This is a genomic window from Streptomyces sp. NPDC001415 (assembly GCF_053597395.1).
This window is the reverse complement of the sequence record NZ_JBSFIE010000001.1, coordinates 226,902-250,289: the sequence shown is the minus strand read 5'-3', so window position 1 is coordinate 250,289 and position 23,388 is coordinate 226,902. Positions and strand designations below refer to the sequence as shown.

26 protein-coding genes are annotated in these 23,388 nt (G+C 70.9%); 7 read left to right on the top strand and 19 right to left on the bottom strand.

Translation table 11 applies throughout. The annotated features are described in order from the left end of the window. Positions 1-15: 15 nt before the first annotated feature. Both ACWC2B_RS01110 and ACWC2B_RS01105 read right to left on the bottom strand, forming a co-directional pair. Positions 16-282, bottom strand: coding sequence for a hypothetical protein (locus ACWC2B_RS01110; protein WP_450714327.1), 267 nt, complete (start codon positions 280-282; stop codon positions 16-18). Positions 283-469: 187 nt separating this feature from the next. After that, complete coding sequence (locus ACWC2B_RS01105; protein ID WP_450714326.1) at positions 470-988, bottom strand: RNA-binding S4 domain-containing protein; 519 nt, start codon at positions 986-988, stop codon at positions 470-472. Positions 989-1,016: 28 nt separating this feature from the next. On the opposite strand from ACWC2B_RS01105, the gene ACWC2B_RS01100 reads away from it, so the two are divergent. Continuing rightward, the gene (locus ACWC2B_RS01100; RefSeq protein WP_450714325.1) at positions 1,017-1,247 is read left to right on the top strand and encodes a DUF2277 domain-containing protein; all 231 of its coding nucleotides are present in this window, start codon (positions 1,017-1,019) and stop codon (positions 1,245-1,247) included. 116 nt (positions 1,248-1,363) lie between these two features. On the opposite strand, the gene ACWC2B_RS01095 is transcribed toward ACWC2B_RS01100, so the two are convergent. From ACWC2B_RS01095 to ACWC2B_RS01080, 4 genes are all read right to left on the bottom strand, one after another. Continuing rightward, positions 1,364-1,993 (bottom strand): DedA family protein, encoded by a 630-nt coding sequence (locus tag ACWC2B_RS01095; RefSeq protein ID WP_450714324.1) that lies wholly within the window; start codon positions 1,991-1,993, stop codon positions 1,364-1,366. Between the two features lie 808 nt (positions 1,994-2,801). Next, positions 2,802-3,260, bottom strand: a complete 459-nt coding sequence (locus ACWC2B_RS01090) for a DoxX family protein (protein WP_450714323.1) — start codon at positions 3,258-3,260, stop codon at positions 2,802-2,804. An 82-nt stretch (positions 3,261-3,342) separates the two neighbouring features. After that, the gene (locus ACWC2B_RS01085; RefSeq protein WP_450714322.1) at positions 3,343-5,019 is read right to left on the bottom strand and encodes an alkaline phosphatase D family protein; all 1,677 of its coding nucleotides are present in this window, start codon (positions 5,017-5,019) and stop codon (positions 3,343-3,345) included. Between the two features lie 108 nt (positions 5,020-5,127). Further along, positions 5,128-5,796: an HNH endonuclease family protein gene (locus ACWC2B_RS01080; protein WP_450714321.1), complete on the bottom strand. Its 669-nt coding sequence runs from the start codon at positions 5,794-5,796 to the stop codon at positions 5,128-5,130. A gap of 360 nt (positions 5,797-6,156) precedes the next feature. Between ACWC2B_RS01080 and ACWC2B_RS01075 the strand changes: the two genes are divergently transcribed. Then, the gene (locus ACWC2B_RS01075; protein WP_450714320.1) at positions 6,157-6,921 is read left to right on the top strand and encodes an ABC transporter permease; all 765 of its coding nucleotides are present in this window, start codon (positions 6,157-6,159) and stop codon (positions 6,919-6,921) included. A 256-nt stretch (positions 6,922-7,177) separates the two neighbouring features. After that, complete coding sequence (locus ACWC2B_RS01070) at positions 7,178-7,759, top strand: TMEM165/GDT1 family protein (protein WP_450714319.1); 582 nt, start codon at positions 7,178-7,180, stop codon at positions 7,757-7,759. 104 nt (positions 7,760-7,863) lie between these two features. On the opposite strand, the gene ACWC2B_RS01065 is transcribed toward ACWC2B_RS01070, so the two are convergent. The 3 genes from ACWC2B_RS01065 to ACWC2B_RS01055 all read right to left on the bottom strand — a co-directional run bounded on the left by ACWC2B_RS01065 (position 7,864) and on the right by ACWC2B_RS01055 (position 9,918). After that, entirely contained in the window at positions 7,864-8,538 is a 675-nt protein-coding gene (locus ACWC2B_RS01065) for an HAD-IA family hydrolase (protein ID WP_450714318.1), read from the bottom strand. A gap of 165 nt (positions 8,539-8,703) precedes the next feature. Continuing rightward, on the bottom strand, positions 8,704-8,922 hold the full coding sequence (locus ACWC2B_RS01060) for a hypothetical protein (RefSeq protein ID WP_386150566.1): 219 nt from the start codon (positions 8,920-8,922) through the stop codon (positions 8,704-8,706). Between the two features lie 99 nt (positions 8,923-9,021). Continuing rightward, complete coding sequence (locus tag ACWC2B_RS01055) at positions 9,022-9,918, bottom strand: peptidoglycan-binding domain-containing protein (protein WP_450714317.1); 897 nt, start codon at positions 9,916-9,918, stop codon at positions 9,022-9,024. Between the two features lie 151 nt (positions 9,919-10,069). Here ACWC2B_RS01055 and ACWC2B_RS01050 point away from each other — a divergent pair, with 151 nt between their 5' ends. Further along, on the top strand, positions 10,070-12,112 hold the full coding sequence (locus ACWC2B_RS01050; protein WP_450714316.1) for an MDR family MFS transporter: 2,043 nt from the start codon (positions 10,070-10,072) through the stop codon (positions 12,110-12,112). A 23-nt stretch (positions 12,113-12,135) separates the two neighbouring features. Here the strand turns inward: ACWC2B_RS01050 and ACWC2B_RS01045 are convergent, their stop codons facing one another. The 5 genes from ACWC2B_RS01045 to ACWC2B_RS01025 all read right to left on the bottom strand — a co-directional run bounded on the left by ACWC2B_RS01045 (position 12,136) and on the right by ACWC2B_RS01025 (position 16,683). Then, on the bottom strand, positions 12,136-12,639 hold the full coding sequence (locus ACWC2B_RS01045) for a GNAT family N-acetyltransferase (RefSeq protein WP_450714315.1): 504 nt from the start codon (positions 12,637-12,639) through the stop codon (positions 12,136-12,138). Between the two features lie 73 nt (positions 12,640-12,712). After that, positions 12,713-13,042 (bottom strand): antibiotic biosynthesis monooxygenase family protein, encoded by a 330-nt coding sequence (locus tag ACWC2B_RS01040; RefSeq protein ID WP_450714314.1) that lies wholly within the window; start codon positions 13,040-13,042, stop codon positions 12,713-12,715. Positions 13,043-13,121: 79 nt separating this feature from the next. Next, the gene (locus tag ACWC2B_RS01035) at positions 13,122-14,243 is read right to left on the bottom strand and encodes a DUF2330 domain-containing protein (RefSeq protein ID WP_450714313.1); all 1,122 of its coding nucleotides are present in this window, start codon (positions 14,241-14,243) and stop codon (positions 13,122-13,124) included. Positions 14,244-14,384: 141 nt separating this feature from the next. Then, a complete protein-coding gene (locus tag ACWC2B_RS01030; RefSeq protein ID WP_450714532.1) occupies positions 14,385-15,341 on the bottom strand; it encodes a phosphotransferase family protein in 957 nt (318 codons plus the stop codon). Positions 15,342-15,435: 94 nt separating this feature from the next. Then, complete coding sequence (locus ACWC2B_RS01025; RefSeq protein WP_450714312.1) at positions 15,436-16,683, bottom strand: cytochrome P450; 1,248 nt, start codon at positions 16,681-16,683, stop codon at positions 15,436-15,438. 250 nt (positions 16,684-16,933) lie between these two features. Between ACWC2B_RS01025 and ACWC2B_RS01020 the strand changes: the two genes are divergently transcribed. After that, positions 16,934-18,103 carry a steroid 3-ketoacyl-CoA thiolase gene (locus ACWC2B_RS01020; protein WP_450714311.1) on the top strand — a complete coding sequence of 390 codons (1,170 nt, stop codon included), beginning with the start codon at positions 16,934-16,936 and terminating at the stop codon, positions 18,101-18,103. Between the two features lie 152 nt (positions 18,104-18,255). Here ACWC2B_RS01020 and ACWC2B_RS01015 read toward each other — a convergent pair whose 3' ends face one another. The 3 genes from ACWC2B_RS01015 to ACWC2B_RS01005 form a co-directional block, all read right to left on the bottom strand. Continuing rightward, positions 18,256-18,666 (bottom strand): VOC family protein, encoded by a 411-nt coding sequence (locus ACWC2B_RS01015; protein WP_450714310.1) that lies wholly within the window; start codon positions 18,664-18,666, stop codon positions 18,256-18,258. A gap of 226 nt (positions 18,667-18,892) precedes the next feature. Continuing rightward, positions 18,893-19,111 (bottom strand): DUF397 domain-containing protein, encoded by a 219-nt coding sequence (locus ACWC2B_RS01010; protein WP_450714309.1) that lies wholly within the window; start codon positions 19,109-19,111, stop codon positions 18,893-18,895. After that, a complete protein-coding gene (locus tag ACWC2B_RS01005; protein ID WP_450714308.1) occupies positions 19,108-19,926 on the bottom strand; it encodes a helix-turn-helix domain-containing protein in 819 nt (272 codons plus the stop codon). The genes ACWC2B_RS01010 and ACWC2B_RS01005 overlap by 4 nt, the downstream gene beginning before the upstream one ends. A gap of 368 nt (positions 19,927-20,294) precedes the next feature. On the opposite strand from ACWC2B_RS01005, the gene ACWC2B_RS01000 reads away from it, so the two are divergent. Both ACWC2B_RS01000 and ACWC2B_RS00995 read left to right on the top strand, forming a co-directional pair. Next, positions 20,295-20,507 (top strand): hypothetical protein, encoded by a 213-nt coding sequence (locus ACWC2B_RS01000; protein WP_450714307.1) that lies wholly within the window; start codon positions 20,295-20,297, stop codon positions 20,505-20,507. A gap of 95 nt (positions 20,508-20,602) precedes the next feature. Then, on the top strand, positions 20,603-21,811 hold the full coding sequence (locus ACWC2B_RS00995) for an alpha/beta hydrolase (RefSeq protein WP_450714306.1): 1,209 nt from the start codon (positions 20,603-20,605) through the stop codon (positions 21,809-21,811). On the opposite strand, the gene ACWC2B_RS00990 is transcribed toward ACWC2B_RS00995, so the two are convergent. Both ACWC2B_RS00990 and ACWC2B_RS00985 read right to left on the bottom strand, forming a co-directional pair. Further along, positions 21,808-22,230: an aggregation-promoting factor C-terminal-like domain-containing protein gene (locus ACWC2B_RS00990; protein ID WP_450714305.1), complete on the bottom strand. Its 423-nt coding sequence runs from the start codon at positions 22,228-22,230 to the stop codon at positions 21,808-21,810. The two genes, ACWC2B_RS00995 and ACWC2B_RS00990, sit on opposite strands and share 4 nt — an antisense overlap. Before the next feature lie 319 nt (positions 22,231-22,549). Continuing rightward, positions 22,550-23,356, bottom strand: coding sequence for an ECF transporter S component (locus ACWC2B_RS00985; protein WP_450714304.1), 807 nt, complete (start codon positions 23,354-23,356; stop codon positions 22,550-22,552). Positions 23,357-23,388: the final 32 nt, after the last annotated feature.

Below are 23,388 nucleotides of genomic sequence, written 5' to 3'. Positions count from 1 at the left end.
GGTTGCGTTGCTCGGTCAGTTGCGGTGGCGGGAGAACAGGCCCTGGCGTTCGCGCCGGTAGCGGCGCTCCCAGCGGTCCATCCGGTCCCGGCGGGCACGGTAGGCGCGGTAGTCGGAGTCCATGCGGCCGGCCCCGCCGCCTCCTCCGCCGCCCGAGCCGGAGGCCGGGCCGCCGCCGGGGCGGCGCATGACGGTGAAGAGCACGGCCACGACGGCCACCCAGAAGATGATGCTGCCGAGGCTGAGGCCGAATCCGTACAGGATCAGAGCGAGAAGGATCATCCAGAGGATCATGGTGGGTCCTTGAGGGACGGATCGGGGGCTTCCCCTGGCCCCCGGTTCAAGCCACCAAGTTACTCCGTAACGCGGGGAGTTGGCCCCTGAGTTAACGGGCGGAGAACTCCGGCCGAGCCCTCAGAGCCTGTGTCTGAACCCCGTCCGGATCCGGACGGGGTTCAGACACAGGCTCTCAGCCCGCCGTGCGGCGGCTCTCCGCGAGGCCGCGCAGGCGCTCCATCTCGCGCCGGTCGCGCTTGGTCGGCCGACCGAGGCCACGGTCGCGTACGCCGGCCGCGAGGACGTCCGCGCGGGCGGGCGGTGGCGGGCTGTTGTCGATGTACGCCTCGACCGCGACCGGGGCGCCGACCCGCTTGCGCAGCAGCTTGGCGACCTTGACGATCCGCTCCCGGCCGTCCATGCGCAGCCGCACCTCGTCGCCCACTTTCACCTGGTGGGCGGCCTTCACTCGCTCGCCGTTGACCTGGACGTGACCGGCTCGGCAGGCCGTGCCCGCCTGGGAGCGCGTCTTGGTGAGCCGGACCGACCAGATCCAGCTGTCGACGCGTACGGGGCCGGTGCTGGTGCCGTTCGCTGCTTCCGCCATGCCTTCGACTTTAGACGGAGGGCGCGGTGGAGCCTCGCGTATTTCGGACGCGGACCATCCGGGCTCGGACCAAGAGAGGGCAGGTCCTGTGGCCCCCGGGGGCATTGTCAGTGGCGTCGGTCACACTGGGGGCATGTGCAGAAGTATCAAGACGCTCAGGCCGCCGGCCATGCCGGAGGAGGCCACCGACGACGACATCAGGGCCGCCGCCCTGCAGTACGTACGCAAGGTGTCCGGCTTCCGGGCGCCCGCCGCGCACAACCGGGAAGTCTTCGAGCGCGCGGTGGACGAGATAGCCGAGGCGACGCGTGAGCTGCTCGCCGGGCTTGAGGTGCGCGGAGCCGCCGCGAGGAGGCCGGCGTAGCCCTGCCGGGGAGCGGGGGCCGGTGTTCGGATCGGGGGCGCCCGCCGCCTGCCGTCGCCGGAACGCCCGCCCGTCTGCCGTCGCCGGAAGGGGCGGGGCTGGGGCGGACGTCCTCGTCAGGACGCCGGGGCCGTCGTCGGCGCCGGGCGCTTCATGACGTACGCCGCGAGGCCCCCCGCCGCGAACAGGGCGAGCACCGACACCGCGGTGCCCAGCCAGGTCGCGCCCAGCCACTGCCCGCCGAAGTAGCCGAGTCCCACGCTGTACGTCGCCCAGGCCACGCCCGCGAGCGCCGACCAGGGCAGGAACTCGCGGACCTTGCGGTGTGCCGCGCCCGCACCCAGTGAGACGACGGAGCGCCCGGCGGGGGCGAAGCGTGCGATGACGACGAGGCCGCCGCCGCCTCGGCTGAGCGCGGTGCCGAGTCGTTCCTGCGCCCGGGTCAGGCGGCGGGAGCGGGCGATCACACGCTCGATGCGGGCTCCGCCGCGCCGCGCGAGGCGGTACGCGATCAGATCGCCGAGGACGGAGGCGGTCGCGGCGCAGGCGGCGAGCGCGAGCAGATCGGCGTGTCCGGTCCGGGTGGCGGCCCCGGCCATGTCCGCGGACCCGGCGGCCGTGGTCGCCGCCGTGATCACGAGCACTCCGCTGGGCAGCACGGGAAGGAAGACGTCGAGCAGTACGGAGAGCGTGACCACAGCGTAGATCCAGGGGCTGGAGGTCAGCGCCCCCACACTCTCCAGCACGTTCGCTCCTCTGCGGCTTCGTCGGTTCCCCGGGACGGTGAATACCGCGGTGTCGCGGGGAAGCGGCAGGGGCGGCGGTACAGCCGTAAAGCGTACGCCCGGGCCTATGGGGGTTTGTTCCAGGGGTGGGTGGTGCTACAGCGCAGGGAGAGACGAGCGGGGCGGTGATCGTGAGGAGGGGAGCATGGTGCCGACGGGGCATGCGTACGGAGTGCATGTGTACCGGCACGCCGCCACCGGTACGCCGCCACCGGCGTGCCTGTACCGGCACGCCTGTACCGGCACGCCTGTACCGGCACGCCTGTACCGGCGTGCCGGTGGCGGCGGTACGAAGGGCGCGGCCAACTCGGCGGTGATCCACCGGGAAACCGGGGGCAAGGGGACCGGCTCGCGTGCTTCACCGCGGCGTTCAAGTCGGCTCAGGGCCGTGCGCCGACGGGTGAGAGCCTGTGTCTGAACCCCGCCCGGATCAGACCGCGGCGTCTGGTGCGTGCGATCGCAAGGCGCCGGAAGGCACTCGATGGGGTACCCCCTGGTCTTCAAGACCTTGGGGGAGGAACTACTAGGGCGTTTCGGCAACGCCGCATGGGGGTCCCCCTGGCCCTTAAGGCCTTGGGGGAGTGCGTGCCAGGCGCCACGGGCCCGGGCGGGGTTCAGACACAGGCTCTGAGGACATGCCGCTGCCCGGAGTTCGGCGGCTGAACTCCGGGCAGCGGGGCGGGCGTTGGAGACGTGAGCCTGGCTCGGGTTTCCGGCACCCTGTGGGTGTTCGCCGAGTCGTCCGCTCAGGGGGCGGTCGTCCGGGCGGTCAGGCGGTGACGGTCTCGCGCTCGGTGTCGGCGGCCGACCGGGCGGTGCCGCGGGCGCCGAGGAACTGGTCGAGCGCGAGCGCGCCGGGGCCGGTGAAGACGAGGAGCAGGAAGGCCCAGCAGTACATGGCGGAGGCCTCGCCGCCGTTCTGCAGCGGGAGCAGCGCGTGGGACTGGTGGACGCTGAAGTACGCGTACGCCATCGAGCCGGACGAGATGAGGGCCGCCGGGCGGGTGAAGAGGCCGGTGAGCACCAGGATGCCGCCCACGAGCTGGATCACCGCGGCGTACCAGCCGGGCCAGGTGCCCGCCGCGATCGAGCCGCCGCCCATCGCGCCGCCGAAGACGCCGAACAGGGAGGCGGCGCCGTGGCAGGCGAAGAGGAGGCCGATCACTATGCGGAACAGGGCGAGGGCGTACGGACGCGCGCGCTCGGTGTCGAGCGTGGGGGAGGCCATGGGGGGCTCCTTCGGTTGGGGACGTGACCGATGGGGTCCACAGGTTAGGCAGCCCTCATTAGTGCTTGCAAGTTCAACATTCTTAATGTCTTGTTTCGACCGGGTGAATTGAGCCAGGTGTGGTGTCGGGGGCGAGTGGCCGGTCCAGGACGGTCCTCAGCCGGACCGGACCCCTCCGCAGGAGGCTCGCGCGGCGCGCCTGATCGAGCCGAAGGCGTGCCGAACGGCCGTGCAGCGTAAGGGTCATGAGCTGATTGCCGAACCATGGTCCACCGCTCCTGCGCCAGTCGAGCGGCGGCCGGGCCGCCCGCCCGTGCCGGGCCAGAGCGCGCCCGAGCCGGCGGCCGAAACGGCTCCAGCCGAAGCGGAATCCGGCCCGCACGGGGGCCGGAACGGAGTTGTGGACCGGCGAACACGTCAACTGGGCGATACGCGCGGTGAGTTGGGGCGCAGAATTTGGCCAGAAGGGCTCCGCCACGTATGCGTGGTGCACATCACCCGACAGGACGCTGACGGTGGCGGGCGCGCCGGGCCCCGACCCCGCGCGGGCGAGCAGCTCCGTGAGGAACCGGAACGAGGCGGGGAACGCGGCCCAGTGCTCCAGGTCGGCCCGGCGCCGCAGCCGCTCGCCGATCCGCGCCCAGCGCGGGCCGCGCGAGCCCGCGCACAGCGCCGCGTTCCAGCCCTCCGCGTCATGGATGAGCGGCGGGAGCAGCCACGGCAGTGAGGTCCCGATCAGGAGGTGGTCGCAGGCCCCCGGCTCCGGCAGCTGTGCCTGGAGCCACTGTGCCTCGCCCTCGGCGAGCATCGCCCGCCGCCCCTCGTCCAGGACGCGGGCCGCCCGGGTGTCCACCATCAGCAGCCGGGTGCGGCCGAAGTCGCGCCGGTAGCTCCAGCGCACGGCAGCCGGGTCCGCGTCGGCCGACGCGGCGAACGCGCGCAGCGCCTCCGTGCCGTCCGGCGTGCCCCGCACCGCCGCGTACAGCGGGTCGGCGGCGAGCTCGGCGGGGGAGAGGTTGCCCAGGTGCTGGTGGACCCAGTACGACATCAGGCCGCTGATCAGCCGCTCCTGCCACCAGGGCGTGGCACGCATCTCGGTGAGCCAGGAGGCGCTGGTGTTCCAGTCGTCGATCACGTCGTGGTCGTCGAAGATGTGGCAGCTGGGCACGGTGGAGAGCAGCCAGCGCACCTCGGGGTCGAGCCACGACTCGTAGTACAGCCGGGTGTACTCCTCGTAGTCCGCGACCTGGGCACCCGGGGCCTCGCGCAGGTCCCGGCGCGCGCCGAGCCAGCGCCGCGTGTCCGCCGAGACGCTGTCCGCGTACACCTGGTCGCCGAGGAGGAGCAGCACGTCGGGCCGCTCGGCCTCCGGGTCGGCCGCCAGGGCCGCGGCCAGGGCGTCCAGCGCGTCCGTGCCGCCGGGTTCGGGCGCGCGGCGGCACGAGCCGAAGGTGACGCGGAGCCGCGCGGCCCCGTCCGGGACGGAGATCGTGCTCGGCGGGAAGCGCGAGGCCGGCGGCGGCCAGACCGCCCGCCCGTCGAGCAGTACCTCGTACGCGGTGGCCCTGCCCGGCGTAAGATCGGCCAGCGGGACCAGCGCGTAGTGGTGCCCGGCGACCTGGAACGTGTGCGAGGAGCCCGAGGCGCCGTCCGCGCAGCGCACCCGCACCGTGCAGGGCCGGTCGGCCTCGACCCAGACCGTGGCGGCCCCTCGCTGATCCACGTACCGCAGCAGCGGCCCCAGGCGAAGCCCGGCCATGTGGTGCCCCCTCCGTCGCCGGTCCGTTCGTACGGTACGGAACGACGGAGGGGTGCGACAGGTTTCAACAGCTTCTGCATGAACGGCTGTTGCGGTAGGGGTCCGGTGTCAGCAGCCGTTGAGGATGCCCTGCAGCGCCGACTTCTCGGCGGAGTCGACCGTGAGCTTGTAGTAGTGCTTCACGTCGACCCACATCCGGGCGTACGTGCAGCGGTAGGAGGTCACCGAGGGCAGCCACTTGGCCGGGTCCTTGTCGCCCTTGGCCTGGTTGACGTTGTCGGTGACCGCGATCAGCTGGGGGCGGGTCAGGTCGTTGGCGAAGCCCTGGCGCTGGGGGGTGGTCCAGTTGCTGGCGCCCGAGCGCCAGGCCTCGGCGAGCGGCACCAGGTGGTCGATGTCCAGGTCGGAGGCGGCGGTCCAGGTCGCGCCGTCGTACTCGGAGAACCAACTGCCGCTGGTGGCCGCACAGTTGGCGTCCGTCTTGACGTTCACGCCGTCTCGCTTGAGGACGACCTCGCGCGTGTTGCAGGTGCCGGACTGGGTGATCCAGTGCGGGAACTTGGCGCGGCTGTAGCCGGTCATCGAGCCCTCCGCCTGCACGGTCAGCTGGCCCAGGTAGGTGCGGGCGGTGGCGGCGTCGACCGGGGCGGGCGGCGAGGCCTCGGCGGCCGGGGCGGTGATCAGTGCGGCGCCCGCGGCGAGCGCGGCGGCGGCGGCGAGGACGGCCGTGCGACGCGCGTAGATGCGGGGCGTACGGGTTCCTATGGCGGCTGACATGCGAACTCCCTTGGAGTGGGGGGGAACTTGACCGGACGCGGGATGGGCGGCCCGGCCAGCGTGGCGGCGCCAGGTTTCCTGCGGATGGGCGCCAGGTAACAGCCTGGCGACATGAGCACGTCAGATCAAGAGTCGGGACGGCACTGATGACGCCACTGATGGGAAAGGGAACTGACGGTCTGTTCGGGAACGGGAGGGATGGGAGCTGACGGTCCGTTCGGGACTGAACCGCGAGGGAAGAGAACTGACGGCCCGTCGCGCGGCACCGGCCGGTCGGTGCTCTGATGGGCGCGCCCTCCCGGCCGCACCGCCCCGCGAGGGGTGACGGTCCCGGCGAGCTGCCCGTCGTACCGTTGGCGCGTGCTGCTGCCGGTGAATGTCACGCTCGGGGCCGTTCTCGTCGCCCTGCTCCTCGCCGCCGCGGGCGTCGCCGCGGCCGCGCACCTGGGGCGGCACCGCGAGATTCTGATCGCGGGGGTCCGGGCGGCCGTTCAGCTCGCCGTGGTCGCCCTCGCGATCCACTGGGTGGTCGGCTCGCTGCCGCTGCTGCTCGGATTCCTGACGCTGATGTACGCCGTCGCGGTCCGCACCGCCGGGCGCCGCATGACCGCCAACACCACCTGGTGGTGGGCGGCCGCACCCATCGCGGCCGGCGTCCTCCCGGTGGTCGGGGCGCTCCTGCTCACCGGTCTCGTCCCCGTCAAGGGGATCGCGCTGATCCCGGTCACCGGCATCCTCATCGGCGGCGCGCTCACCGCGACCGTGCTCGGCGGTCGCCGGGCCCTCGACGAGCTGACCGCGCGGCGCGGCGAGGTGGAGGCGGGCATGGCGCTCGGCCTGCTCGACCGCGACGCCCGCCTGGAGATCGCCCGGCCCGCCGCCTCGGACGCGCTGCTGCCGGGCCTCGACCAGACCCGGACGGTGGGCCTGGTCACCCTCCCCGGCGCGTTCGTCGGCATGCTGCTCGGCGGCGCATCCCCCGTGCAGGCGGGCGCGGTCCAGCTCTTCGTCCTGGTCGCGCTCATGGCCGTACAGGCGGTCGCGGTGTCGGTCGTGCTGGAACTCGTGGCGCGGGGCAAGGTGCACCGGGAGGTGCGGGTGGACGTACGGGACCAAAGTCCCTGATGGGGTGCGTACGGCATGCCGTACCCTTGAGGGCGCAGAAGGGGAGTAGCTCTTCGCCGGAACGTCGACATACTGCCGGATCCCCCAGGGGTTCCCGGCCGGCGCCCGGAGGCGAGTGCCCGCGAGGGACCCGCCAGCGAGACCTTCGGCCGCAGTGACCATGACCATTCATGGCGCCGCCGTGCCGAAGCGACCCCGGATTCTGTCCGAACTGCTCTCGGTGCGGCCGTGCCCGACCGATTGAGGAACCCCTTCCGTGCTCAGCTTCACGATCATGGCGATCACCTTCGGTGTGATCTTCCTCGCCGAACTCCCCGACAAGACCGCGCTCGCGGGTCTGATGCTCGGCACCCGCTACAAGGCCTCCTACGTCTTCGTCGGCGTCGCGGCCGCCTTCGCCGTCCACGTCGTCCTCGCCATCGCGGCGGGCAGCGTGCTGACCCTGCTGCCGCACCGGCTGCTCCAGGCGATCGTCGGCGTGCTCTTCCTCGGAGGCGCGGCGATGCTGCTCTTCAAGAAGGGCGAGGACGACGAGGAAGTGAAGGCGCCCGCCGACCAGTCGTTCTGGAAGGTGTCGGGGGCGGGCTTCATGCTCATCCTGGTCGCCGAGTTCGGCGATCTGACCCAGATCATGACGGCCAACCTGGCCGCGCGTTACGACAACCCGCTGTCCGTCGGCATCGGCGCGGTGCTCGGCCTGTGGGCGGTCGCCGGACTCGGCATCGTGGGTGGCAAGGCCCTGATGAAGCGCGTGCCGCTGCGCCTGATCACCAAGGTCGCGGCCTGCCTGATGCTGGCGCTCGCGGGCTTCAGCCTGTTCGAGGCGATCGCGGGCTGAGGCCCCTCTCCCGGACATACGGATGTCATAGGCATACGGATGTGAAAACGGCCCCCGTGGTAGGACGGGGGCCGTTTGTTCTCGGGGGTGCGCCGGTGGTCCGGTCAGCCGTTGATCTCCAGGCGGAGGGTGCCGTCCGCCTGGGCGGTGACGGTGAGGTGCGTGAGGTCGGGGACGTACGCGGTGGGCTCATGGGCGTTCGCACGCGGGCCGACGCCCACGACGCGCATCCCGGCCGCCTTGCCCGCCGCGATGCCGGCCTCCGAGTCCTCGAAGACGATGCAGTCCGCCGGGGCGAAGCCCAGTTCGGCGGCGCCCTTGAGGAAGCCCTCCGGGTCCGGCTTGCTCGCGCCCACGCACTCGGCGGTGACCCGCACGTCGGGCATCGGCAGGTCCGCGGCCGTCATACGGGCCCGGGCGAGCGCGGCATCGGCCGAGGTCACCAGGGCGTGCGGCCGCCCGGCGAGGGTGGCCATGAAGGCGGGGGCTCCGGCTACCGGCACGACGCCGTCGGTGTCCGCGGTCTCCTCGGCGAGCATCACCTTGTTGTCGGCGTGGTTCAGCTCCATCGGCCGGTCCGGGAGCAGCACCGCCATCGTGGCGTAGCCCTGGCGGCCGTGGACGACCTTGAGCGCTTCCTCGGGGTCGAGGCCGTTGCGTTCGGCCCAGCGGCGCCAGCAGCGCTCGACGACGGCGTCGGAGTTCACGATCGTGCCGTCCATGTCCAGCAGGAAGGCGCGGGCGGTCAGGACGGTGGTGGTCGTGGTGCTGGCCGGCATCGGCGGACTCCAGGGCACGGGAGCGGGGGCGCAGAAACACAAAGGTGATCCCCGCCCGCCGGTCAGGGAGTACAGGCAGGGATCACTTTGTTCCACCACGATACAAAACGCGGAGGGGGTTGTGCCACCCGGCCCCCTTTTGTCACTCGGAGCTACCGTTCGGAGCTACTCGCCCGGGACCGGCGCGGCCACCGTCGCGGCCGGGGGGCCGGGCCTCGGACGGCGCGGTTCGCGCACCCCGGCGGGCGGCGGGCCGCCCGGGCCGGAGTCGCCCGGCGTGCGGCGCCGAAGGAGCAGCCGCAGCAGCACGATCAGCGGCAGCAGGGGCAGGACGAGCAGGAGCCAGGGGCTCCGCCTGGGTTTCGCCGGACTCGTGGGCGTCATCCCTCCACGGTCCGCCTCCCGCGCCCGGATGTCACGGGCCGTGCGGAGGCGGAACCGGGCGCCTCGGCCCGCCAGTCTGCCGTGGATGCCGTGCCGCGCCTACGGCCGGTCCGTCATCGACTCCAGGGCGCGGCGGGTCGGCGGCCCGTACACCCCGGCCGGGTCGCCGTCGATGCCCATGTACGACTGGAAGTCGCGCACCGCGCGCTCCGTCCGGGATCCGAAGGTGCCGTCCGGGGTGCCGGTGTAGAGCCCCAACTGGCCGAGTCTTTCCTGGAGTTCGAGCACCGCGGGCCCGCTGTCGCCGCGCCGCAGCGTCGTGCTCGGCGGTGGCGCGAGCGGCTTGCCGTCGGGGGAGTTCGCGGGCTGCCCGGACGCGGAAGGCGTGGATGCGGGCTTCGACGGTGTCGGCGAGGCCGCCCTGGACGCCGACGCCGAGGGTGACGGCGAGGGCCGTACGGAGGGGGATCGGCTCGGGGCCGCCTTCTTCGTACGGGAGGGAACGGTCGAGGGGGCCTCGGCGGAGGCGGTATCGGTGCCGGTGCCGCCGTACGGGACGGCGGTGTCCGCGACGTCGGGCAGGGCCCGCTTCGGTGTGGCGTCCCCGGCGAACAGGGTGCTCGCGAACGCCGCCGTACCGATGACGACCGCGACGCCGGCGCCGATGGCCAGTGCGGTGAGACGGCGCCGTCTGCGGGGCGCCTCCGCGGGGCTCGGGGGCTCGGGATCCGCGGCCGGGGTTTCCGCCGCGGGGACCGCCCCGAGCCGCATGGTCTGCTCGGACACGGCCTCAGGGGCTGCGGCAGGCGGCCCCGCCGAGGCGTTCGGCAGCATCACGTACGGCCGGATCCGCAGCGGGTCGAAGTCCTCGGCCGCGGCCACCTCGGCGACGCGTTCCGCGTGCAGGGTCGCGGCGGCGCGCTCGGCGCAGGCGCAGCCGGGTCTGCCGTCCACCCCGCGTTCGGCACCGCATTCAGGACAGCCGTGTCCGGTCATCGTCGGGTCCCCTCCCCATGGACTGCGAGCGATTATGCCCGGCGGCCCGCGGGTACCCGGGGTGCGCGGAGGACCCCGGCAGGCCATTTCCGTACATTCCGATCAAGATGGTGGGAGCGAGTCGGAGCACACACACGGATGGGACGTGGTCATGGCTCAGGGAATCGCTCCCGCCACCGTCGCCCCCGGTGCGGGGCAGGAACGGCGGACCGTGCTGGTCGCCATCGGCGCGCTGCTGCTCGGCATGCTGATCGCCGCGCTCGACCAGACCATCGTCTCGACCGCGCTGCCGACCATCGTCAGCGAGCTGGGCGGGATGGAGCACCTGTCGTGGGTCGTCACGGCGTACATGCTGGCCTCGACCGCCGCGACACCGCTGTGGGGCAAGCTCGGCGACCAGTACGGGCGCAAGAAGCTGTTCCAGGCCGCGATCGTCATCTTCCTCATCGGCTCCGCACTGTGCGGCATCGCCCAGAACATGGGCCAGCTGATCGGTTTCCGCGCGCTTCAGGGCCTGGGCGGCGGCGGCCTGATGGTCCTGTCCATGGCGATCGTCGGCGACATCGTCTCGCCGCGCGAACGCGGCAAGTACCAGGGCCTGTTCGGCGCGGTCTTCGGCGCGACCAGCGTGCTCGGCCCGCTGCTCGGCGGGTTCTTCACCGAACAGCTCAGCTGGCGCTGGGTGTTCTACATCAACCTGCCCATCGGGGTGATCGCGCTCCTCGTCATCGCCGCCGTGCTGCACATCCCGGCGCGCGGGACCCGGCACACCATCGACTATCTCGGCACCTTCCTCATCGCCTCCGTCGCGACCTGCCTGGTCCTGGTCGCATCCCTCGGCGGTACGACGTGGGCCTGGGGATCGGCGCAGATCATCGGGCTCGCGGTGCTCGGCGCGGTGCTCCTCGCGGCCTTCGTCGCCGTGGAGCGCAAGGCGGTCGAACCCGTCCTTCCGCTGAAACTGTTCCGCATCCGCACGTTCACCCTCGTCGCGGTCATCAGCTTCATCGTGGGCTTCGCGATGTTCGGCGCGATGACGTACCTGCCGACGTTCCTCCAGGTCGTGCAGGGCATCTCGCCGACGATGTCCGGGGTGCACATGCTGCCCATGGTCCTCGGCATGCTGCTGACCTCGACCGCGTCCGGCCAGATCGTGTCGCGTACGGGCCGCTGGAAGGTCTTCCCCATCGCGGGTACGGCGGTCACGACGATCGGCCTGCTGCTCCTGCACCGGCTCACCGAGACGAGCTCCACCTGGGAGATGAGCGTCTACTTCTTCGTCTTCGGCGCGGGCCTCGGCCTGGTCATGCAGGTTCTGGTGCTTGTCGTGCAGAACGCGGTCGACTACGCGGACCTGGGCGTCGCGACCTCCGGCGCCACGTTCTTCCGCTCCATCGGAGCCTCGTTCGGCGTCGCCATCTTCGGCACGATCTTCACCAACCGGCTCACTGGCAAGCTCACCGACGCCCTCGCCGGACAGCCGCTGCCGCCCGGCGTCGGCCCCGGCACCATCGCCGCCGACCCGCGCGCGATCGTCCAACTCCCGCCCGCCGCAAGGCAGTCGGTACTGCATGCGTACGCCTCGTCGATCACTGATGTGTTCCTGTACGCGGCGCCGGTCGTCCTCATCGCCTGCGTGACGGCGTGCTTCCTCAAGGAGGACAAGCTACGGGGTGCGGTCACCGCGCCCGACACCAGCCAGACCCTCGCCTCGAACCCCGTCGAGCGGTCCTCGTACGACGAGTGCGCGCGGGCCCTCTCGGTCCTGGGCACGCGCGAGGGCCGCCGCAAGATCTACGAGACGATCACGGCGAAAGCGGACCTGGACCTCCTCCCGGCGGCCAGCTGGTTGCTCCTGCGCATCAAGAAGTACGGATCCGCCGACCCCGGGATGCTCGCCGAGCGCGTCACCGTACCGCTGCACGTCATCACCGAGGCGGCCCGCCAGGTGGAGGAACGCGGGCTCGCCCGGCGCGAGGGCATGCCGATGGTCCTCACGGAACAGGGCTACGAGGTCGCGGCCCGCCTGGCAGCGGCACGGGAGGAGTCCCTCGCCGAGCTGCTCGGCGACTGGTGGGGCCCGAACCGCCCTACCGACCTGGAGAAGCTGGTGGCGGAACTGTCGTCGGAACTGTCGGGCTCGGACACGGAACAGCCGACGGGACCGGGGGTTCCCAGGGACCACGCGGCGTGAGTCCGCAGGGGCGGTGGTTTCGCTCACAGTTCCTTGGCGAACCACCGCTCGCTGTACGGGCCCTCGCTGTACGCGGCCACCTCGCGATAGCCGTGCTTCGCGTACAGGCCGCGCGCCTCGACCAGGTCGTGCCGGGTGTCCAGCGCGATCCGCCGGGCGCCGAGGCGCCGGGCCGCGTCCTCAAGGGCCGAGAGCAGTGCCGCGCCGCCCCCGGTGCCGCGTGCGAAGGGACGGACGAACACGCGGGTGAGCTCGGCCGTGGCCGGGGCCGTCCCGTCGATGACGGGCGCCTCGGCACACAGCAGCACACCCCCGCACGCCGCGGGCCGCCCCTCGTACCGGCCGACCACGAAGTCCCCGGTGGGCGGCCGCAGTTGGTCCGCGCCGTCGTCGGTGAGCCCCTGCTCGATCTCCTCGACGGTGGCGGGCCGGCCGTACCACCGGCTCGCCACCTCGTCGTAGTAGTCGCGCCGCAGCAGGCTCGCGTCGGGGGTGTCGGGCCGCTCGACAGCCATGATCCAAGTCATGGGCCACTGCCTATCCCGGGAGCGGCGGTCTTGGCCACCGAATTAAGCGGCCTTCGGACTGCGGCCTTCCGCCTCAGGCCTTGGGCGAGGCCTGCTGTACGACCTCGAAGGACCACAGCGTGGACCCGGTGGCGGCGGGCTTGGGCCGCTCGCCGCCCTCGCCCTGGGCGCCGCCGTGCGGGCCCCGCATGGAGGTGGCCATCCAGTTCTGGAAGTCCTCCTCGCTGCGCCAGCGGGTGTAGACGAGGTACTGGTCGGTGCCCTCGACGGGCCGCAGCAGCTCGAACCACTCGAATCCGTCGGAGTTCTCCACCGACCCGGCCCGAGAGGCGAACCGCTTCTCCAGCACCTCCCGCTGCTCGTCCGGCACCGTCAGTACGTTGATCTTTACGACGCTGGCCACGCGACACCTCTCGTCAGAAGGCCGCCGGGGGTGGGGCCTTCGCCTCGTCCATGGGTGATCAGTGTGCTACACGGGCAGGTCAAAGCGGTGTGAGGGGACCGCGGTGGGCGGTGGCCCGCCTCCTGCGGCGGGCCCGGACGGCGAGGCCGCCCCCGGCGCCAAGCACCACCAGCAGCACACCCCCCACCGTCAACAGCCAGGCCGGAACCCCGCCCACGGTCATCAACTCATCGGTGTACCAAGCCCGTTGGAAGGAGGCGTCGTCGGCCGCGGGCTTCAGTTCGTGGTCGCCGGTGATCTCGGACGGGTGATGGAAGTACTGCGTCAGGGCCGTCAGATAGACCGGGGTGTCGCGGCCCACCAGGTCGCCCAGGGTGCCCGAGGGGTGCTGGAGCCGGCCGGCGAACAGGGTTTCCGGCGGGGCTCCGCCGATCGGCGACGCCGTTTCCATGCGGTGGTTCGCCAGCACGTACAGGTTCAGCGTCTGCGGCGTCTTCGCCAGGCGGGACAGGCGCATGGGGTAGACCAGATGGTCGCTCGCGAAGGTCAGGCTCAGCGGGTCCAGGGGGCCGCCCAGGGTCTTGCCCGGCTCGTCGGGGGCGAGCCGGATCGCCACGTACTCCCACTTCTGGTCGACGTACGGGCGCAGTTCGGTGGCGAGGGCGGGCGGGAGCTGGAAGCCGTTGCGGGTCAGCCAGTCGCGCAGGGCCGTCGGGTCGGTGGCGGTGAGGCGGGCCACGTCGAAGGGGCCGAGGCGCTCCCTGCCGACCACTTCGACGGGAGGCTTCGCCGCCGGGTTCGGGGCGCCGTCGCCGGAGCTGCCGCTCTGGGCGAAGGGCCAGTCGCCGTTCCGGGGCCAGAAGTAGGAGCGGGTGCGCTTCACCGGCTCGGAGAGCTCATACAGCTCGTCGAAGAGGTGCCGGTCACCGAGCTTGACCGTCGCCCGGCTCGGCACCGGCATGATCCATGCCGCCTTCGGGGCGTTCCCGTCGACCGTGAGCCGCATGACGATCTGCTCGGTGTGCCCGTCGAAGCGCACCGCCGAAGTCTCCTGCTTCACGCTCAACTGCCGCCCGCTCTGCGTCACCATCGCCCCGCAGCCACAGGCGTACGCAGGTGCCACCAGCGAGCCCAGTTGTAGTGCCACCAGCGCCAATGCCAGCACCAGCGCCCGCCGCCACCGTCTCTGACCGTCCCGCATGCCCGCGTCTCCCCGTGTTGATCGATCGACGGGAGCTACGACGGCGTAGCGGTGCCTTCGGTTCCGGTACGTTGCCCGTTCCGGTCCGATAGCTGCCCCTTCCGGGTGGATCCGCGTGGCAGCCCGCCGAGAAGGGCCCCGTCAAGAGGCGGTGGCCTCCCTTGCGCAGAGGTCGAGTGCGGCCTGGAGGTAGTCCTCCAGGCGCTCCTTGACGAGGCCCGGGGTGAGGTCGGTGCGGCCGAGCGCACGCCAGGGGACGGCGACGTCCTCCGCGTCCGGGGCGAAGGCGAGGGCGTCGAGGAGGCGCCAGTACAGCCGGTCGCGCGGGTCGGGCGAGAGGTGCCCGCCCGCCGCGACGTACTGCTCGGCGAAGGCGAGCCCCGCCGGGACGCCGTGAAGCAGCGCGAGGTTGGTGGAGCAGTGCGCCACGTCGAGGTCGGCCGGGCCCCACGACGTCTCGACCCAGTCGACCACGCCGCTGACCCGCAGTTCGCGGCCGGAGCCGGTGAACAGGATGTTGCCGGGATGGAAGTCGCGGTGCAGGAACACCGGCCGGTACGGGGGCGGTTGGCGCCGGATGACGTCGATGGCGCGCTGCCAGAGTTCGGGTCGGCGGGTGTCCTCGGGTGCCTCGACTTCGTCGGCGGTGGTCCAGGCCTCGTAGTCGCGGGGCCGCTCGGCCGCGCCGACCTCGACGCGGTGGATGTCGAGGAGCCGGCGGGCGAGCAGCGGTGCGCGCTCGTCGGCGCCGGATGCGTCGAGGCGTACCTCGCCCGGGAGCAGCGACATGAGCAGCGAGGGGTGGTCGCAGTGTTCGCCGGCCGGGTCGACGGCGATGAGTTCGGCGGCCGGTACGCCGGTGCGGGCGAGCAGGGTCAGGACGTCGGCCTCGCGGGTGAGCAGCCCCGGGGCGTGCCGCCGGTAGAAGGCGTCGGAGAAGGAGCGCAGGACGAGTGAACGCGGCCGCTCCCCGCCGAGGTGCAGGCGCCGCATCTCGGACGTGATTCCGCCGTGCAGCGTGACCGCCCGCTCGACCTGTGCGCCCACGCTCTTCTCGACCCACAGCCGGGTCGTGCCCCAGCCCTCATCCGCATCCATGTCGTCGATCACGGGTCGAGCGTAGCCAGGTGCCCGGGAGGAGACAGGGGCGGGGCGTAGGGGGGATGGCCCCTGCCTCCCGGTTCCGGGTGGGTCAACTCCGGGTCACCTGAAGGCCCTTGATGCCGTTCAGCCAGGCCGAGCGCAGGCGCCGGGGGTCGCCGGCCAGGCGCAGGTCGGGCAGGACGTCGGCCACCGCGTTGAAGATCAGGTTGATTTCGAGGACCGCGAGGGACTTGCCGAGGCAGAAGTGCGGGCCTCCGCCGCCGAAGCCGAGGTGGGGGTTGGGGTCCCGGGTGATGTCGAAGCGCTCCGGGTCCTCGAAGACCTCGGGGTCGTTGTTCGCGGAGGAGTAGAAGATGCCGACGCGGTCGCCCTCCTTGATCTTCTGGCCGCCGAGTTCGGTGTCCTGGGTGGCCGTGCGCTGGAAGGCGACGACCGGGGTGGCCCAGCGCACGATCTCCTCGGCCGCGGTGGCGGGGCGCTCGCGTTTGTAGAGTTCCCACTGGTCGGGGTGGGTCAGGAACGCGTGCATGCCGTGGCTGATGGCGTTGCGGGTCGTCTCGTTGCCGGCCACCGCGAGCAGGATGACGAAGAAGCCGAACTCGTCCGAGAGCAGGTTGCCCTCGCCCTCGGCCGCGACCAGGGTCGAGACGATGTCCTTCGCCGGACACTCCTTGCGGGCCGCCGCGAGGTTCATCGCGTACGAGACCAGCTCCATAGCCGCCTCGGCGCCGATCTCCTCGGTGATCGCGTACTCGGGATCGTCGTACGCCGCCATCTTGTTGGACCAGTCGAAGATCTTGGTCCGGTCCTCCTGGGGGACGCCGATGAGTTCGGCGATGGCCTGGAGGGGAAGCTCGACGGCGATGTTGGTGACGAAGTCGAAGACGCCGTTGTTCTTGTTCGCTTCCGACAGGGCCGCGTCCACGATGCTGCGGGCGCGGGCGCGCAGCGTCGCCTCCAGGGAGCGGATCGCGCGGGGAGTGAAGCCGCGCTGGACGATCTGGCGGACCCGGGTGTGCTCGGGCGGATCCATGTTCAGCATGATCAGCTTCTGGACGTCGATCTGCTCCCGGCTGATCGACTCGTTGAAGCGGATGACGGCGGTGTTGGTGTTGGAGGAGAACAACTCCGGGTGGGTGGACACGTACTTGACGTCGGCGTGCCGCGTCACCGCCCAGTAGCCCTCGTCCTGAAAGCCGGAGATGCCGGTCGGCTGGGTGCACCACCACACCGGAGCGGTCTGGCGCAACTGGGCGAACTCCGGGTGCGGTACGCGGGATTGGAGCAGGTCGGGGTCGGTGAAGTCGAACCCGTCGGGCAGGTGGGGGCAACGCATTGGCCACTCCATGTCTGACGGTCAGGTCTGACGGTCCATCAGAAGTTGTCGGAAAGGTAGTAACGGGTTCTACAACTGGCAAGGCCCGCGGCAGCATCTGTTGCGCACTGAACTCCCCACGCGGGCCGTGCACAACCCTTGCGTACCCGGGGTAGCCCTCATAAGACTGCACTCAGAACTAGAACGCGTATCAGTTCGTGGCCGTGCGGTGCCGGGACACCCAGCGGCTGTGTCAGGAGAGGACGAGCTCATGGCCGCGGAACCCGTCATCGTCGAAGCCGTACGCACGCCCATCGGCAAGCGCGGAGGCGCGCTCGCCAATCTGCACCCGGCCTACCTGCTGGGCGAGACCTACCGCGAACTCCTCGGCCGCACCGGCATCCACGCCGACTGCGTCGAGCAGATCGTCGGCGGTACGGTCACGCACGCCGGCGAACAGTCCATGAACCCGGCGCGCAACGCCTGGCTCGCGATGGGGCTGCCGTACGAGACCGCCGCGACCACCGTGGACTGCCAGTGCGGCTCCTCGCAGCAGGCCAGTCACATGGTCGCGAACATGATCGCGGCGGGGGTCATCGATGTGGGGATCAGCTGTGGCGTGGAAGCCATGTCGCGGGTGCCGCTGGGGTCGGGGTCGAAGCACGGCCCGGGCAAGCCGTGGCCGGACGAGTGGAACGTGGACCTGCCGAACCAGTTCGAGGCGGCGGAGCGGATCGCCCGTAACCGGGGCCTGACTCGTGAACGTGTCGATTCTCTGGGGCTGTTGTCGCAGGAGCGGGCGGCGGTCGCCTGGGGCGAAGAGCGCTTCAAGCGGGAGACGTTCGCGGTTCAGGTTCCCACGACGGAGGAGGAGCAGGCGGCGGGGCAGGGGATGTGGCGGCTCGTCGATCGGGATGAAGGGCTGCGGGACACGTCCATGGAGGCGCTCGGGCGGCTGAAGCCGGTCATGCCGACGGCGGTGCACACCGCGGGCAACTCCTCGCAGATCTCGGACGGTTCGGCGGCCATCATGTGGGCCTCCAGGCGGATGGCCCGCGCCCTGAAACTCAAGCCCCGGGCCCGGATCGTCGCCCAGGCGCTGGTCGGTGCCGACCCGCACTTCCACCTCGACGGGCCGATCGACGCGACGCGGGCGGTGCTCGGCAAGGCGGGCATGTCGTTGCGGGACATCGACCTCGTCGAGATCAACGAGGCGTTCGCGTCCGTGGTGTTGAGCTGGGCGCAGGTCTTCGAGCAGGACCTGGAGAAGGTGAACGTCAACGGAGGTGCGATTGCGCTGGGGCACCCTGTGGGGGCGACGGGGGCCCGGCTGATCGCGACGGCGTTGCATGAGCTTGAGCGGTGGGACAAGGAGTTTGCGCTGGTCACGATGTGTGCGGGTGGGGCGCTGGCTACGGGCACGATCATTCAGCGGCTGTAGGCGCCCGCGGCGGGCTTTCCCTCACCCCGCCCCTTCCCGCTGTGACATGGTGCGGCTTCGCCGCGGGGCCTCCGGGGGCGGGGTGGGGTGAGCCGAGGACCGGTTGCCGGGGGCGCTGCCCCCGGGGCCCCGCTCCTCGAACGCCGGAGAGGCTAGTCGCGCTTGGGCCAGGTCGGGCCCTGGTCGGTCCAGACGACGCCCTTGTTGCGGCACAGGCAGAAGGGGTGGCCGATCGGGTCGGTGTAGACCTGCCAGCCGTAGCCTTCGGGGCCGATGAAGTCCTGCATCAGCGTCGCACCGAGGTCGAGGACGCGGCGCTGCTCGGACTCGATCTCGTCCACTTCGAAGTCGAGGTGGAACTGCTTGGGGTGCTCGGTGTCGGGCCACTGCGGAGCGCGGTAGTCGTCCACCCGGATGAATGCCAGCTCGATCTCGCCGAACTTGATGCCGGCCCAGTCCGCGGAGCTGCCTTCCCTGATCGGGCGGCCCGTCACCTCGGAGTAGAAAGCCGCCAGCTTCATCGTGTCCGGGCAGTCGATGATGAAATCGGTGAGTCGCAACATCCCGCGATCTTGCCACGACCTCACACCCGACTTCGAGGCCGGCCGCGCTCTGTCGCGGGTGCGGATCGGCGGCGGACTTCGGCGGAGCCGCGTGGATGGTCTTCGACCGCGGACCGTGCGGGGTTGCTCGCGCAGTTCCCCGCGTCCCTGGCGGGGTTGCCCCCTGGCGGGGTGCGGTGGGAAGCCCCGCCGTTCCAACTCTGATTGGTGTGGCGGGGCTTGGTGGTCAGCTCTGGTTCTGGCTCTGGGTGAAGTCTATGAAGCCGGACCATGCGTTGGCGGAGACCATGAGGACTGGCCCGTTCGGGGCTTTGCTGTCCCGGACGGGAACCTTGCCTGTGGCTGTCGCGTGAGCGGGTGCCCACTGGACGCACTCGCCGCCATTGCTCTGGCTGTAGCTGGAACTGGTCCAGTCATGGGCTTCGGGGAGACCGGCGTGAGTCATGAGTAGCAGTCCTTCTCAATGGAGTTGATCAACTCCGCCGCCTCGTCCGGCGGCGCGGCCATGGCTTTGAGCAGATCATAGGCATCCTGTGCTTCGGCCACGTCGTCCGGTTCGGTCAGCACGTAGCCGCGCGGGAAGCCGTCCACGTGCACCACGTCGGCGCTGTCACGGAACGAGAGAAGGCCGAACGGGCTGGCAGCCAAGTTGTTCGCCTTGCAGGCCGGAACGATCTGGATGCGGTGACGGGGGACTTCTGCCAGGTCTCGCAGGTGCTTGAGTTGTGCGCGCATGAGCGCCATGTCACCCACCGGGTTTCGAAGCGCCGCTTCGTTGAGCACCAGCCAAAGGCGTGCAGGGCTCTCGCTCCGGGTCAGGATGGTCTGCCGCTCGATTCGGGCCGTCACCAGATCTTCAAGGTTGGACGGCCGACCGGCACGCAGGACCACTTCGGCGTAGGACCGTGTTTGTACGAGGCCAGGCAGCAGTGTTGGGTTGAACATCCGCACCACCGTGGCCTTCTGCTCCATGGCCACGTACGGCGCGAACCAGTCGGGGATGCCTCGCTTGCTCAGCTTGTTCCGCAGGCGCTTGTAGACCCCGGGCGTACCGGCGACACGATCCATGGCGTCGGCAAAAGCTTCCGATGCCAATACGGTGCCGCTTTCGACCTTGCTTACCTGCCCCTGGTTGTAGTGCAGTTTCTCAGCGAAGGCGTCCTGGGAAAGCCCCAGCGCTTCCCGCAGGGCCTTCGTCTCGTCTCCGAAGTACGTAGCGCCGTCCTTGGACTCGCCCCTCGGCGCGGACCCTTCGGTCATGCGTTCAACTCCTTGGTATGCCTTGTCCGTTGGCATGGGCGCCGACCTTTTGAGCGTACGCGCCAGCCGCCAGGGTGGAACTGTGAAATCCGGCAGGACCACCCGCACGAAGGGGCACGGCAGCAAGCCATGACCAGTGACATCACCAGGGTCGGAACCACCAGCTCGCGGGACGGCGTGCTCAGCGCCACCCTTGCGAACCATGTGCCTCGGCTAGAACCCATTCCCATGCCGGGCTGTGCTGTCTGCGGGGCGGCAAGTACGGCCCGCGCGCACGCGCACATGGCGGGGGACCCCGACGGCGTGGCTCAGGCCACCGGCGTCATTGGGCGGCACCCTCACACGCGCGAAAGCGAGGGGGCGGCGTCATGCTGGATCCTGCCGCAGTGAGGGCCATGGACTTCGCCAAGCCGCGGGCCGGGCTGATCGACCCCGGGGCCTGCCCCGCGTGCGCTCTCGTCAAGACGCTCGGGAACCAGGTCGCGGACGCCGGTGACCCGGAGCTGGCCGCGCAATGGGTTGAACTCGCCTCCATGCACGCCGAGTTGGGGCACCCGTGGGATCGACGGTTGGGTCGGTAGGGGGCAGAGGGCCTTCCCGTGGTGGACCTAGGCCCCCTTCCGGTGCGGGGGCTGGTCGTATGGGCCCCGGCGGAGGGACCGGCCAGGATTTCCGTATGACGAAGTCAATCGTTCGGGTCATTGCCTCAACTGCCTTGATCGCAGGGTCAGTTGGGGTTTCCGTACCCGCCCAGGCTCACGCCCCGGTGCAGCGCGGTGGCCTTCTGGCTCTCACGCCCGTCTCCGATCTCACCCCCGCCCAGGTCTCCGGCCTCCTCAAGGGCGCCGGTGTCGACAGCGCCACCGTCCGCTACGGAGTGCGGGGGTATCGGGTCACGTACCGGACCATTACGCCTCAAGGGGGCCCCACCACCGCCACCGGGCTGTTCGTGCTGCCCCTCGACGGGCGGCATGGGCGGGTCGATCTCGTCGCGGACACCCACGGGACCATGGTCGACCGGGACTACGCGCCCTCCGTCGGGGAGGACTTCGGGCGGCTCTCGCCGTATCTGCACGCCTCCGCCGGGCGGGCCGTCGCCGCGCCCGACTATCTGGGGCTCGGGAAGGGGCCGGGGCGCCACCCCTATATGGACACCGCATCGTCCGTGTCCGCCTCGCTCGACATGCTGCGGGCCACCCGTACCGCCGCCCGCGAGCTGGGCCGGCCGCTCACCGGGGACGTGTACGGCACCGGGTTCTCGCAGGGCGGGCAGGTCGCCATGGCGCTCGGCAAGGCGCTCAGCCAGGGGGGCGACGCCCATTTCCGGCTCAAGGCGCTTGCGCCGGTGTCAGGGCCGTACGACCTCGCCGGGCAAGAGGTGCCCGCCCTCTTCGACGGCAGGGTGAATGACACGAGCGGGGTGCTTTACATGTCCTACTGGCTCACTGCTCAGAACCGGCTTCACCCCCTCTATAAGGAGCCCGGGGAAGCCTTCCGCGCGCCCTACGCCCGCATCGTCGACCGGCTGCTCGACGGGAATCACACCGAGGAGGAGATCCTCGGGGCCCTGCCCGGCAAGGTGAAGGACCTGCTCACGCCCGGCTTCTACCAGCGGCTTCAGCATCCGCGCGGGGCGCTGCTCGCCGCCATGCGGGACAACGATCACACCTGTGACTGGAAGCCCGCCGTGCCCCTGCGGCTCTACACCGCCACCGGGGACACCGACGTGCCGATCGCCAACACGCTCAGCTGCGTGCGGCAGCTCGCCGCGTACGGAAAGAAGGCCCCGGTCGTCGACCAGGGAGCGGTCGACCACAACGGGGCCTTCAAGGAGTCGGGGCCGCAGATCGTGCGGCTCTTCGACTCCATCGCCGGTACGGCTTAGTACCAGCTGTTCTGCTGCCAGAAGCTCCAGGCGCCACACGGGCTGCCGTAGCGCTCGTTCATGTAGCCCAGGCCCCACTTGATCTGGGTGGCCGGGTTGGTCTGCCAGTCGGCGCCGGCGGAAGCCATCTTCGAGCCCGGCAGGGCCTGGACCAGGCCGTAGGCGCCGGAGGAGGCGTTCGTGGCGGACGGGTTCCAGCCGGACTCGTGGTTCACGATGTTGCTGAAGCACTGGAACTGGTCGGACGGCATCATCTTCTGCGCGATCGCCTGGGCGCTCGTCGGTGCGGCCTGGGCCGGGACGGCGGCCATGGCGACACCGGCAGCGGCGAGCAGCGTGGCGCCGGCGGCGGCGATGGACTTCTTACGAGCGGTGAAACGGGCGGCGAAAGACAACACGAAACCTAACTTCGGGGACATTGGCCGTCACACTCCGCCGGAGGTTCGAAGACCTCCACGGCGAGGGAACCCGTAGTGAATCGGCCCGGCGAGCGGACCGGGCGGTTCCGGCGACTCGAACAGTTGTAACTGGCTCGATGGGTGGCCGCAATGACCCCATTTACTAGTCGGAGTCGCATGAGGGGGGAAACGGCCCGGCGGAGACCGCAGGGGTGTAAGGGGCGGATAAGTGCAGGTCAGCGCCACTGTGAGGGTCCGCTTGGATCATGTTCTGGGGCCACTATCCCGACTCGTAGAGGACCAAGGTCCTGTGGGCGGCCTCACCCCGGCGGGGACCTGTTCAGGCCTCGAATGTGACCTGGGCCTCGAAGGCGGCTCGCCTCGTCGCCCGCCTCAACGCCTTGAGCAGAGTGGCGCCGAGGGTGAGGGTCAGTACGACCGTGAGCGCCGCCCGGCCCAGGTCCCAGCCGAACGAGGTGGCCGCGCAGTACGCGAAGAAGCGGATCAGGTTGTCGTGCAGCGGATCGCCGGGGTGGAAGGAGATGCCCGAGGACATGCCGCCGATGAACGTCCAGCCCTGAAGGTTCATGACCGTGCCGTACGCGAGTGAGGCCAGCGCGCCGTAGAGCGCGAGCAGGGCGAGCTCGGCCCGGCCGCGCAGGCGGTGCGGGCCCGGCAGCAGGCCCGCGCCCATCGTGAACCAGCCCATCGCGAGCATCTGGAACGGCATCCACGGCCCGACCCCGCCGGTCAGCAGGGCCGAGGCGAACATCGTCACCGAGCCGAGTACGAAGCCGAAGCCCGGGCCGAGCACCCGGCCGCTCAGCACCATCAGGAAGAACATCGGCTCCAGGCCGGCCGTGCCCGCGCCCAGCGGGCGCAGCGCGGCGCCCACCGCGGCGAGGACGCCGAGCATCGCGACGGCCTTGGCGTCCATGCCGTCGTCGGCGATGGTGGCGATCACGACGCCCACGAGGAGGGGCAGCAGCGCGGCGAAGAGCCAGGGGGCGTCCTGGGCGTGCGCGAGTCCGGAGTCCGCGTCGGCGAGCAGCGGCCAGCCGAAGGCCGCGATGCCGATGAGGGTGATGAGGGAGAGGGCGATGACCGCGCGCGGGCCGAGACGGACGGGTCTTGTGCTCCCCTTCATGACAGGGCTCCTGACAGGATTCACGACAGGGT